Below are 11892 nucleotides of genomic sequence, written 5' to 3'. Positions count from 1 at the left end.
ATGCAGATGCGACGTGTCGAGAAGTCCAGCCTGATGAGTCATTCCGAAGCTCACATTGTTTTGCTCGCGCCGTTGACCGGTCCGGTCGTGCCGCTCGCGAACGTGCCGGACCCGGTGTTTTCGGGTGGCATGTTCGGCGACGGCATCGGCATCGATCCGCTCGAGGGGCGTCTGGTCGCGCCGTGCGACGGCGTCGTCACGCATCTCGCGCGCACTGGTCACGCGGTCACGCTGGCGAGCGCCGAGGGTGTGGAAATTCTGCTGCATATCGGTATCGACACGGTCGAGCTGAACGGCAAGGGTTTTGCGCCGATGGTCGAGCAGGGTACACAGGTGCACGCCGGCGACGTGCTGATCGAGTTCGACCAGGACCAGGTTGCGCTGACTGCGCCGAGCCTCGTGTCAGTGATCGCGATTGCGAACTCGGATGCATTCGAGGTGCTCGAGCGCGCGCCGGCCGGGCTGGCACGCGCCGGTGAAACGCGGCTGCTGGTGGTGCGTGCTCGCGACGGCGTCAGCCATGATGCGGCGCGCGAGGCGAGCGCCGCGCAGGTCGTCGAGGAAGCGCGCCGGCAGATCACGTTGACGCAGCCCGGCGGTTTGCATGCACGGCCGGCGGCCCGCGCGCGTGAAGCGGCGCGCGCTTTCGACGCGCGCGTCGAGGTGCGTTACGACGGTCGCAAGGCGGCGATCGGCAGCGTGGTCGGTCTGCTGGGGCTGGGCGCAGGCGAAGGCGCGAGCGTCGAGTTGCTTGCTGTCGGTCCGCAGGCGCAGGCCGCCGTCGATGCGGTCGCTCACGAGCTGACCCGCGAGGTCCACGGCGAAGTCGAACAGAAACCGGCGCGCCAGCCGGCCGCGGCTGCGGCCGCTGCGCGTCCGACCAGCGGCGAGGCGCTCGCGCCGAACACCCTTGCGGGTGTGTGCGCGGCGCCGGGCGTCGCGGTCGGCAAGCTGGTGCGCTGGGACGACGCCGACCTCGATCCGCCCGAGCAGGCGAGCGGCACGTCGGCGGCGGAAAGCCGCCTGCTCGACAAGGCGATTGCCCTCGTCGACAGCGATCTCGACACGGTGGTGCGCGACGCGTCGCAACGCGGCGCGGTCGGCGAGGCGGGCATTTTCGCCGTGCATCGGGTGCTGCTCGAAGATCCGACGCTGCTCGATGCCGCGCGGGATCTGATTAGCCTCGGCAAAAGCGCCGGCTTTGCGTGGCGTGAAGCGATCCGCGCACAGATCGGTGTCCTTAGCAATGTCGAGGATGCATTGCTCGCCGAACGCGCGGCCGATCTGCGCGACATCGAAAAACGCGTGCTGCGCGCGCTCGGCTATACCAGCAGCGCGGCACGTGTGCTGCCCGACGAAGCGGTGCTCGCGGCCGAGGAATTCACGCCGTCCGATCTGTCGTCGCTCGATCGCACGCGGGTCACCGCGCTCGTGATGGCGCGCGGCGGCGCGACCTCGCACGCGGCGATTCTCGCGCGCCAGGCCGGCATTCCCGCGCTGGTCGCGATCGGCGACGCGCTGCATGCGATTCCGGAAGGCACGCAAGTGGTGGTGAACGCGGGCACCGGCCGGCTCGAATTCGCGCCGACCGAACTCGATGTCGAACGCGCGCGGCGCGAACGCAGCCGGCTCGCCGACGTGCGCGAAGCGAACCGCCGCACGTCGCAACAGGCGGCGGCGACCGCCGACGGCCGCGCGATCGAAGTGGCCGCGAACATCGCCACGCTCGACGACGCGAAGGCGGCCGCCGACAACGGCGCCGACTCGGTCGGCCTGCTGCGCACCGAGCTGCTGTTCATCCATCGCCCGGCCGCGCCGAGCGCCGACGAACATCGTCAGAGCTACCAGGCAATCGTCGACGCACTGGCCGGTCGCACCGCGATCATCCGCACGCTCGATGTCGGCGCCGACAAGGAAGTCGATTATCTGACGCTGCCGCCCGAACCGAACCCGGCGCTCGGCCTGCGCGGCGTGCGGCTCGCGCAGGTGCGCCCCGATCTGCTCGACGATCAGTTGCGCGGCCTGCTCGCGGTGCGCCCGCTCGGCGCGGTGCGCATCCTGCTGCCGATGATCACCGACGCCGCCGAACTCGTGCGGATCCGCAAGCGGATCGACGAACTCGCGCGCGAGGCAGGCCGCACCGAGCCGGTCGAAGTCGGCGTGATGATCGAAGTGCCGTCGGCGGCGCTGCTTGCCGACCAGCTCGCGCAGTACGCGGATTTCCTTTCGATCGGCACCAACGATCTGACCCAGTACACGCTCGCAATGGACCGCTGCCAGCCCGATCTCGCGGCCCAGGCCGACGGTCTGCATCCGGCGGTGCTGCGCCTGATCGCGGCGACCGTCGAAGGCGCGGCGAAGCACGGCAAGTGGGTCGGCGTGTGCGGCGCGCTCGCGGGCGATCCGCTCGCAATGCCGCTGCTCGTCGGGCTCGGCGTGACCGAGCTGTCGGTCGATCCGGTGTCGGTGCCCGGCATCAAGGCGCGGGTTCGCACGCTCGACTACCCGCTGTGCCGCCAGCGCGCGCAGGATGCGCTCGCGCTCGACTCCGCGCAGGCAGTCCGCGCGGCGAGCCGCGCGACCTGGCCGCTCGACTGAATTTACCCACCCGCTGCGCGTTAGCTGCTGCACACCAGCCGACGCGCGAGCGGCTTCAACCTCAATTAGCTGTGCAAATCAATCAACACGTTCGACTACGAGACAAGGATTGGAGATGGCCATGGATGGGAATCCGTTTCTGAAAATTCAGCAGCTGGGACGCGCGCTGATGCTGCCGATCGCGGTGCTGCCGGTTGCCGGCCTGCTGCTGCGCCTCGGCCAGCCCGATGTGTTCAACATCAAGATGATCGCCGATGCGGGCGGCGCGATCTTCGACAACCTGCCGCTGCTGTTCGCGATCGGCGTGGCGGTCGGCTTCGCGAAGGACAACAACGGCGTCGCGGGTCTGGCCGGCGCGGTCGGCTATCTGGTGCAGATCGCGGTGATGAAGGACATCAACGACAAGCTCAACATGGGCGTGCTGTCGGGGATCATCGCGGGGATCGTCGCGGGGCTGCTGTACAACCGCTACAAGGACATCAAACTGCCCGACTACCTCGCGTTCTTCGGCGGCAAACGCTTCGTACCGATAGCGACAGGGGTGGCCTGCGTGGTGCTCGGGATCATATTCGGGCACGTGTGGGCGCCGGTGCAGGGGGCGATCGACGTCGCCGGACACTGGCTGACCACCGCTGGCGCGCTGGGCGCGTTCGTGTTCGGCGTGCTGAACCGGCTGCTGCTCGTTACCGGTCTGCATCACATCCTCAACTCGCTGACGTGGTTCGTGTTCGGCACCTTCACGCCGGCCGGCGGCGCGCCGGTCACCGGCGACCTGCATCGCTTCTTCGCCGGCGATCCGACCGCGGGCACCTTCATGACCGGCTTCTTCCCGGTGATGATGTTCGGCCTGCCGGCCGCGTGTCTGGCGATGTATCACGAGGCGCGCAAGGAACGCCGCGCGATGGTGTTCGGCCTGCTCGCGTCGATGGCGCTGACCTCGTTCCTGACCGGTGTCACCGAGCCGATCGAATTCAGCTTCATGTTTCTCGCGCCGGTGCTGTATGCGATCCACGCGCTGCTGACGGGGCTGTCGCTCGCGATCTGCTCGGCGCTCGGCATTCACCTGGGCTTCACGTTCTCGGCGGGCTTCATTGATTACGTGCTGAACTTCGGTCTGTCGACCAAGGGCTGGTGGGCGATTCCGCTCGGCATCGTGTACTCGATCGTGTATTACGGGCTGTTCCGCTTCTTCATCCGCAAGTTCAACATGGCGACGCCGGGCCGCGAGCCGGCCGCCGCCGACGCGCCGGCAGAGCCGGTCGCGGCGAGCGGTGGTTTGGTGGCGCCGGCTGCGGCAACCGCAGCAGCTCCGCGTGCGCTGCGCTATATCGCGGCGCTCGGCGGCGCGGCGAATCTGTCGGTCGTCGATGCGTGCACGACGCGTCTGCGTCTGTCGGTCGTCGATGCGGACAAGGTGTCGGAGAGTGAGCTGAAGTCGATCGGCGCGCGGGGCGTGCTCAAGCGCGGCGGCAATAGCGTGCAGGTGATCATCGGGCCGGAGGCGGACATCATTGCCGATGAGATGCGTACCGCGATTGCGAAGGGTGAGGGCGGCGTAGCCCACGCCGCGGGCAGCGCTGCGGCTGCGGCTGGGGCTGGCGTGGCTGTGTCGAGCGTTCAGGTTGCGCAATCCGCGCAAGCGGCGCAAGGGGCGCAGGCGGCGCAGGCGGCGCAGGCGGCGCAAGGCGCCCCGCTCGGCCACGATCCGTTGCGTTGGCTCGACGCGTTCGGCGGTGCGGCTAACGTGGTGTCGCTCAATGCGGTCGCGGCGACGCGCCTGCGGGTGGTGGTAAACGATCCGGCGGCGGTCGATCGTCAGCGTCTTGCCGCGCTCGATACCGCATGGGTGTCGACCGACACGTTCCATATCGTCGTCGGCGAAGCGGCGCAGCGCTACGCGCAGACACTCGCCGAGCGTCTGCCGTCGCTGGGCGGAGCAGCGGGGGCGGCCGCGGTGCCGGCCTGATCGTCCGGCCCACCGGCCAGAAACAAAAAGCGGCACCTTGATTTCAAGGTGCCGCTTTTGCTTTGGCGCCTACAGCTCGCGCCGCAGAACTAGCGCGTCGTCTGCTTTGCCGCGTGCATCGCGTCGCGCGACTCGAGCCAAAGTACATTGATGACCCCGAACGCCAATGCGACGCCGACGCCGAGCACCCAACTGAAATACCACATCACGAACTCCTGTTGATTCCGTTAAACGTTACGTCGTTCAAGTTCAGTACATCGAATGGTTGTTTTCCTTCAGCGCCGCGGCGGTCACCTTGCCGCGCATCACCCGATACACCCAGCCGGTGTAGAGCAGAATCAGCGGCATGAAGATGATCACCGCGACCAGCATGATTTCGAGCGTCAGGTGGCTCGACGTCGCGTCCCACATGGTCAGGCTGCTGCGGCCGTCGAGCGAGGAAGGCATGATGAACGGGAACATCGAGAAACCCGCTGTCAGGATCACGCCGACGACCATCAGCGAGGTCGCGAGAAACGCCGAGGCCTCGAAGCGCGAGCGTGCGAGCAGCAACGCGAGCACGCCGCCGACGAGACCCGCGAGCGGCGCGATCACCATCCACGGATAGAGCGAGTAATTGGTGAGCCACAGCCCCGGCGCGCCGATCACGGTTTTGAGCAGCGGGTTAGCGACCGCGTCGAGCGGCGGCGCGTCGACGATCTGATAGCCGCCGATCACCGTGGCGACCAGCGCGCCGGCGATCAGGAACAGCACCACCGCGGCCAGCGCGGCGAGCCGCAGCGCTTTCGACGCGCGCTCGTGAATCACGCCGTCGGTCTTCCATTTGACGAACGCGGCCCCATGCGCGGTCAGCATCGCCACGCTGACGAGCCCGGCCAGCAGCGCGAACGGATTGAGCAGGCCCCAGAAGCTGCCGTGATAGGTGGAGCGCAGATCGGTGTCGAACGAGAACGGCACGCCTTGCAGCAGATTTCCGAACGCGACGCCGATCACGAGCGCCGGCACCAGCCCGCCGATGAAGAGGCCCCAGTCCCATGCGGTGCGCCAGCGCGGGTCGTCGCGTTTGCCGCGATAGTCGAAGCCGACCGGGCGGAAGAACAGCGCGAACAGCACCAGCAGCATCGCGAAGTAAAAACCCGAGAACGATGCGGCATAGGCGAGCGGCCACGCGGCGAACATCGCGCCGCCGGCGGTCACGAACCAGACCTGATTGCCTTCCCAGGTCGCGCCGACCGTGTTCACGACGATACGCCGCTCGGAGTCCGTTTTAGCGATGAACGGCAGCAGGATCGCCGCGCCCATATCGAAGCCGTCGGTGAGCGCGAAGCCGATCAGCAGTACACCTATCAAAACCCACCAGATCAGTTTGAGGGTTGCGTAGTCCATAGTGAGGGTTCCTCAAGAACGGTGTGGCGGCGCGTTACGCGGCCGTGCTCGACAGCGGCTGGCTCGCCCGCTGTTCGATTTCGTGGTGATAGCGGCCGGTATGCAGCGACGACGGGCCGAGCCGCGCGTACTTGAACATCAGCATGATCTCAATGATGAACAGCACCGTATAAAACAGCACGAAACCGGCGAGGCTCAGATACACGTCGCGCGGCGTCAGATTCGACGCGGCGAGGGTGGTCGGCAAAATACCCGCGATGCTCCACGGCTGGCGGCCCATTTCCGCGACGATCCAGCCGAGTTCGGCGGCGATCCACGGCAGCGGAATCGCCCATACGGCCCAGCGCAGGAACCAGCGGCGCTTCTCGAGCAGCAGCGTGCGTTGCGCGCAGAACCAGAACGCCAGCACAAAGGTCGCAAGGAACAGCAGGCCGAGGCCGACCATCAAACGGAACGAGAAGAACAGCGGCAGCACCGGCGGAATCGTGCCTTTGGCGGCTTCGGCGATCTGCGCCGGCGTCGCGTCGGTCACGTTCTCGGTGAAACGCTTGAGCAGCAGACCGTAGCCGAGGTCGTCCTTGTGCGCGTCGAACGCGGCGTGCGCTTCGTCGGACGAGTCGCCGCCCTTGAGCCTTTGCAGCGCGGAATACGCGAGCATGCCGTTCTTGATGCGCTCTTCGTTCCGCGTGATCAGCTCGCGCAGGCCGACCACCGGCTCGTCGAGCGTACGCGTGGCGATGATGCCGAGCGCGTACGGCACGCGGATCGCGTAATCGGTGCGTTGCTCCTGCTGGTTCGGAATCCCGAATACGGTGAACGGTGCCGGCGCCGGCGCGGTTTCCCACTCCGATTCGATCGCGGCGAGTTTTACCTGCTGGACTTCGCCGGTGCGGTAGCCGGATTCGTCGCCGAGCACGATCACGCACAGCGTCGACGCGAGGCCGAAGCCGGCCGCGATCGCGAACGAGCGCAACGCGAATTCGATGTCGCGGCGCTTGAGCAGATACCACGACGACACGCCGAGCACGAACATCGCCGCGGTCACGTAGCCGGCCGACACCGTATGCACGAACTTGACCTGCGCGACCGGGTTGAAGATCACCGCGGCGATGCTGTCCAGTTCCATGCGCATCGTCTGGTAGTTGAACCTCGCGCCGACCGGGTTGTTCATCCAGCCATTGGCGACCAGAATCCACAGCGCCGACAGGTTCGAGCCGATCGCGACGAAAAACGTAACGATCAGATGCTGGATTTTCGACAGCCGGTTCCAGCCGAAGAAGAACAGACCGACGAACGTCGATTCGAGAAAGAACGCCATCAGTCCTTCGACCGCGAGCGGCACGCCGAAGATGTCGCCGACGTAGTGCGAGTAGTACGCCCAGTTGGTGCCGAACTGGAACTCCAGCGTGAGGCCGGTGGCGACGCCCATCGCGAAGTTGATCCCGAACAGCTTGCCCCAGAACTGGGTCATGTCCTTGTAGATCTGTTTGCCGGTCATCACGTAGACGGATTCCATGATGACGAGCAGCCAGGTGAGCCCGAGCGTCAGCGGCACGAACAGGAAGTGATAAAGCGCAGTAATGGCGAACTGCAGGCGTGACAGCTCGACGACTTCGTTAACGGGCATGTTGATCACCTTCGGACGGGTGCGGGGCGGACGCGGACAGCAGTGCGTGCGCGACCTGATCAGGCGGCAGCGTCATGTGTCGCGCCTGCGGATGATTGAAGAACGTGTACTTGAGCACCATCAGTAGTACCAACTTGATGGCCAGGATGAGAGCGATATCGCGAGCCAGAGTTGGGCCACGCACCCACCTGGTGAACCGGTTACGCCAGCGCGACCGGACTGAGCTGCTGCGATTGATGGCTAGGGTCATGATCGGTCGAAAACGACTTCACGCCGGAGAGTCCGGCCGGATCCAGCTTGCCCGCGCTAAGGGACAAACTGGCGAATGCATGCCGATTGTATGAGTTGAACCTCGCGGGATCCGGTTTAGCCATGCGGCATCGAGTCGCGAAAATCGCCGCGTTTAGGCAGTATTGCTATGTTGATTGAGCTACGTCAAGAAAGGTGAACATTGCGCGAATTCGTAGCGAGCGAAGGGACTCACGCGAACGCGTAGTTTTGGGGGATGAAAAAAGCCCCACCGTCTTGCGAGGGAGGGGCTTGCGGGCACTGTGCGCGCGGACCGCGCGCTTCAGTCGACCAGTGTCGCGTTGCCTGCGGCTCGGCGAGTGTTACGGAATGTCACGCGACGGCGCTGCGGCCCGGCGTGGACGACCTCGATACGTCAGGCATACTCGGCCAACGCGCCGCGCATCTTCTTCATTGCGCTTGCTTCGATCTGGCGGATACGCTCAGCCGACACACCGAACTCGTCGGCCAGCTCGTGCAGCGTCGAGCCGCCCGAACCGTCGTCTTCGACCGCCAGCCAGCGCGCCTCGATGATGCGGCGGCTACGCGGATCGAGCGCATTGAGCGCGCTGGCGATGCCGTCGCTTTGCAGTCGGTCGCGCTGACGCGAAGCCAGCACCGCGGTCGGCTCGCTATGCGAGTCGGCCAGATAGGCGATCGGCGCGTAAGACTCTTCGCCGTCCTCGACCTGACCTTCGAGCGCGATGTCGCCGCCCGACAGCCGCGTTTCCATCTCCGAGACCTCTTCGCGCTTCACGTTCAGTTCCTTCGCGAGACCGTCGATCTCGTCCGGCGTGAACGCGCCCAGGCCCTGCTTGTGGCTGCGCAGGTTGAAGAACAGCTTGCGCTGGGCCTTGGTGGTGGCGACCTTCACCATCCGCCAGTTGCGCAGAATGTATTCGTGGATCTCGGCCTTGATCCAGTGCATCGCGTACGACACCAGCCGCACGTTCTGCTCCGGGTCGAAGCGCTTGACGGCCTTCATCAGGCCGATGTTGCCTTCCTGGATCAGGTCGGCATGCGGCAACCCGTAACCGAGGTAGTTACGCGCGATCGACACCACGAGGCGCAGGTGCGACAACACAAGACGGCGTGCGCCTTCCAGATTGTCATGCTCGCGAAATTCCGTGGCGAACTGGCGTTCTTCCGCCGGCGTCAGCATCGGGATCCGGTTGACCGCCTGGATATAGGCGTCGATGTTGCCCAACTGGCCGGGCAGCAGCGAGGAATGCGAGAGCGCCAGTGCACCTGCCGGAGCGGCCTTAGCCGACGACGGGCTCAAAGTACTCGGGAGGGTCATTGCATGGCTCACGTGTGAAACTCCTTTGGAATCAGACAATAGCGTACTCAGTAAACGACTCCAGCGATGGATGTTAGCACTCAGATCTAACGAGTGCTAATACTTAGAGGCGGTAGGGGCATCCAAGTTCCCGGCAACCTATTGAAATTTCATTTCTGATAGCCATGATACTCGCTATTTGTTCGGCCTGCCGACATCGTAGAAATTACCGGTTGAACAGTTTCCTATCTTACTTATCGCATTGTTTTCACGGTCATCCATATTAAGTTTTCATTTAAAATTTTTTGCATCGACGTATTGCTGAAGACGTAGTGAATACGGGTGCCAGATGAAAAGCCAAAATGCTGTGTTGCGTGGGCTGACTCTAAAAAGTCTGCTCCCAGCGCTGTTGCTCGGCGGAGCGGGCACGGCGTCGGCGGATCAGTTCGGTATTCAGGTCGCGGGCGGCGTGGGCGACCACCACGTCAAGAAACTCGATCTGGCTGCCGTGTGGGACCCGAATCTGACATGGTGGCAGATCGGTGACTGGCACTTCACGCTGCTCGGCGAAGCGCACGTCGCGTGGTGGCACACCAATGAAGGCAATGTGCATGGCGACATCGGCGAAGTCGGCGTAACGCCGGTGATTCGCTTCATCAAATCGTCGGGCCTCGTGCGGCCGTTCGTCGAGGTTGGCGCCGGCGTGCGGCTGTTGACGAGCCCGCGCATCTCGTCCGACTTCACGCTCAGCACCGCGTTCCAGTTTGCCGATATGGCGGGCGTCGGCCTGCAATTCGGCGGGCATCAGCAGTACGTCGCCGGCTACCGCTTTCAGCATGTCTCCAATGGCGGTATCAAAGAGCCCAATCCTGGTATAAATTTCAGCCAGCTATATTTGCAATATAACTTCTGACCGTGACCGCCTGCGGCCCACGGCGTGCGAGGGGCTCTGCAATGGCGGCAAAGATGATCGAAGCGATTCGCGGACTCGAACGGGAGCGTTTTCGCGCGATGGTCGACGGCGACGGCCAGTCGCTCGATACGCTGCTCGCGGACAACGTGAGCTACGTTCATACGAACGGCAAGCGCGAGACGAAGCGGCAGTTCATCGACGGAATCACGGCCGGGCGCCGGCGTTACCGGCAGATCGAGGTGCAGTCGCAGGAGGTGCTGCCGGCGGGCCGCGAGACCTACATCGTCACCGGGCGCGCGCTGATCGAGATGGAAGCGAACAACGGCGCCTTGCTGTTTCCGATTGCCTATACCGCGATTCATACGCACGAAGATGGCCAATGGCGGCTGATCGCGTGGCAGGCGACACGGTGCGCGCTGGAGTAGGTCACGCGTGATGTGAGCATGCACTGCGCGGTGCGCGTCGCGACGGCGGGAGATGGATGGTAGACGGGGTCGGCTGGCTCGCAGATCGTGCGAGCCAGCGCTGAATTCCCGGTGCGATTCCCGTCGGCTTCGGATCGAAGCGGTGACCGCTCGCCGGTCGCGCTTCGTGAGCGCGGCGGCGGCAGCAGCGGGCAATGCGGGTACGCATGCCGCTGCAATCAACTGATGTTTTCCAACCTGGTTCAGATGCAGGCGGCCTCGCGCTCGTGCGCCTGAGCATCGTTTTCCCGAGCAGGTTCGATCTCGCGACTCCCTGCGGTGGCGGAATCCTCGCCGCGTTCCACCTGCGCCGCGCGCAGCGCAACGTCGCCCGCGTACGGATGCCCCGCGGCCACCGGAAGCCGCGTGCAGCGCTCCGCGATCTGCCGAATCGCGGCGAGCGCCGAAAAGTCCAAACCGCTGTCGATCCCCATCGCGTCGAGATTCATCGCGAGCGTCACGAGATCGACGTTGCCGGTGCGCTCGCCATTGCCGAACAGGCAACCTTCGACGCGATCCGCGCCCGCCAGCAGCGCGAGTTCGGTGGCGGCCACCGCGGTGCCGCGATCGTTGTGCGGATGCACCGACAGCACGATGCTGTCGCGATAGCCGAGATTGCGGTGCATCCATTCGATCTGGTCGGCGAACACATTGGGCGTGGCCGCTTCGACGCTCGCGGGCAGATTGACGATCATCTTGTGATCCCGGGTCGGCCGCCACGTCTGCGCGACCGCGTCGCAGACCTCGCGCGCGAACGGCAACTCGGTCGTGTTGAAGGTCTCCGGCGAGTACTGGAAGGTCCAGTGCGTGCCGGGCCGCGCCGCCGCCTGCGCCTTGATCAGCCGCGTGCCTTCGACGGCCAGCGCCTTGATCTCGTCCTTCGACTGCCTGAACACGATGCGCCGGAACGACGGGCAGATCGCGTTGTACAGATGGACGATCGCGCGCGGCGCGCCGTCGAGTGCAGCGAACGTGCGCTCGATCAGTTCCGCTCGCGACGGCACGAACACCTCGATCGTGACGTCGTCGGGAATGCGTCGCTCGACGATCAGCCTTCGCACGAAATCGAAATCCGTTTGCGACGCCGACGGGAAGCCGACCTCGATTTCCTTGAAACCGATCGCGACCAGCATTTCGAAGTATTCGAGCTTCTGCGCGGCGTTCATCGGTTCGATCAGCGCCTGATTGCCGTCGCGCAGGTCGGTGCTCATCCAGACCGGGGCGGCGTCGAGCGTGCGGCTCGGCCATTTGCGGCCGGTCAGGCGGACGGTGGGAAACGGACGGTATTTGTCAGCGGGATTGCGCAACATGATGAGATGCCTCATTCGTGGTGTCGCCGGCGGGAGGGTGGGGCGTCGAGCGGTTAGCCGA

The 11892-nt window shown here is 65.0% G+C and carries 9 protein-coding genes and 1 pseudogene; 4 read left to right on the top strand and 6 right to left on the bottom strand.

Going from position 1 to position 11892, the window contains the following annotated elements; all coding sequences use genetic code 11:
* Positions 1-6 precede the first annotated feature (6 nt).
* Positions 7-2598 (top strand): phosphoenolpyruvate--protein phosphotransferase, encoded by a 2592-nt coding sequence (ptsP, locus tag LJ656_RS05695; RefSeq protein ID WP_230508288.1) that lies wholly within the window; start codon positions 7-9, stop codon positions 2596-2598.
* Positions 2599-2719: 121 nt separating this feature from the next.
* Positions 2720-4564 (top strand): N-acetylglucosamine-specific PTS transporter subunit IIBC, encoded by a 1845-nt coding sequence (nagE, locus tag LJ656_RS05690; RefSeq protein WP_230508378.1) that lies wholly within the window; start codon positions 2720-2722, stop codon positions 4562-4564.
* An 89-nt stretch (positions 4565-4653) separates the two neighbouring features.
* Here the strand turns inward: nagE and cydX are convergent, their stop codons facing one another.
* From cydX to rpoH, 5 genes are all read right to left on the bottom strand, one after another.
* Positions 4654-4770: a cytochrome bd-I oxidase subunit CydX gene (gene cydX / locus LJ656_RS05685; RefSeq protein WP_230508287.1), complete on the bottom strand. Its 117-nt coding sequence runs from the start codon at positions 4768-4770 to the stop codon at positions 4654-4656.
* 43 nt (positions 4771-4813) lie between these two features.
* On the bottom strand, positions 4814-5950 hold the full coding sequence (gene cydB, locus LJ656_RS05680) for a cytochrome d ubiquinol oxidase subunit II (RefSeq protein ID WP_230508286.1): 1137 nt from the start codon (positions 5948-5950) through the stop codon (positions 4814-4816).
* A gap of 34 nt (positions 5951-5984) precedes the next feature.
* Positions 5985-7577: a cytochrome ubiquinol oxidase subunit I gene (locus LJ656_RS05675; protein WP_230508285.1), complete on the bottom strand. Its 1593-nt coding sequence runs from the start codon at positions 7575-7577 to the stop codon at positions 5985-5987.
* Positions 7567-7827, bottom strand: a complete 261-nt coding sequence (cydP, locus tag LJ656_RS05670; RefSeq protein WP_230508284.1) for a cytochrome oxidase putative small subunit CydP — start codon at positions 7825-7827, stop codon at positions 7567-7569. Before cydP ends, LJ656_RS05675 begins: the two co-directional genes overlap by 11 nt.
* A 414-nt stretch (positions 7828-8241) precedes the next feature.
* Complete coding sequence (gene rpoH / locus LJ656_RS05665; protein ID WP_230508283.1) at positions 8242-9177, bottom strand: RNA polymerase sigma factor RpoH; 936 nt, start codon at positions 9175-9177, stop codon at positions 8242-8244.
* Positions 9178-9493: 316 nt separating this feature from the next.
* On the opposite strand from rpoH, the gene LJ656_RS05660 reads away from it, so the two are divergent.
* Positions 9494-10057 carry an acyloxyacyl hydrolase gene (locus LJ656_RS05660; protein ID WP_230508282.1) on the top strand — a complete coding sequence of 188 codons (564 nt, stop codon included), beginning with the start codon at positions 9494-9496 and terminating at the stop codon, positions 10055-10057.
* Between the two features lie 41 nt (positions 10058-10098).
* Positions 10099-10482, top strand: a complete 384-nt coding sequence (locus LJ656_RS05655) for a nuclear transport factor 2 family protein (protein WP_230508281.1) — start codon at positions 10099-10101, stop codon at positions 10480-10482.
* A gap of 350 nt (positions 10483-10832) precedes the next feature.
* On the opposite strand, the pseudogene LJ656_RS05650 reads toward LJ656_RS05655, so the two are convergent.
* A pseudogene (locus LJ656_RS05650) lies at positions 10833-11831 on the bottom strand (2-isopropylmalate synthase); the annotation flags it as partial.
* Positions 11832-11892 lie beyond the last annotated feature (61 nt).

Origin of the sequence: Paraburkholderia sejongensis (assembly GCF_020880815.1) — a bacterium.
GTDB classification, from domain to species: Bacteria; Pseudomonadota; Gammaproteobacteria; order Burkholderiales; family Burkholderiaceae; genus Paraburkholderia; species Paraburkholderia sejongensis.
Note: the sequence above shows the minus strand (reverse complement) of the source record. Positions and strands in the feature narration are given on the sequence as shown.

Excerpts from the sequence above, each read along its gene's own strand:
- ptsP (WP_230508288.1), top strand. The coding sequence starts at position 7 with ATGCGACGTGTCGAGAAGTCCAGCCTGATGAGTCATTCCGAAGCTCAC.
- nagE (WP_230508378.1), top strand. The coding sequence starts at position 2,720 with ATGGATGGGAATCCGTTTCTGAAAATTCAGCAGCTGGGACGCGCGCTG.
- cydX (WP_230508287.1), bottom strand. The coding sequence starts at position 4,770 with ATGTGGTATTTCAGTTGGGTGCTCGGCGTCGGCGTCGCATTGGCGTTC.
- cydB (WP_230508286.1), bottom strand. The coding sequence starts at position 5,950 with ATGGACTACGCAACCCTCAAACTGATCTGGTGGGTTTTGATAGGTGTA.
- LJ656_RS05675 (WP_230508285.1), bottom strand. The coding sequence starts at position 7,577 with ATGCCCGTTAACGAAGTCGTCGAGCTGTCACGCCTGCAGTTCGCCATT.
- cydP (WP_230508284.1), bottom strand. The coding sequence starts at position 7,827 with ATGACCCTAGCCATCAATCGCAGCAGCTCAGTCCGGTCGCGCTGGCGT.
- LJ656_RS05660 (WP_230508282.1), top strand. The coding sequence starts at position 9,494 with ATGAAAAGCCAAAATGCTGTGTTGCGTGGGCTGACTCTAAAAAGTCTG.
- LJ656_RS05655 (WP_230508281.1), top strand. The coding sequence starts at position 10,099 with ATGGCGGCAAAGATGATCGAAGCGATTCGCGGACTCGAACGGGAGCGT.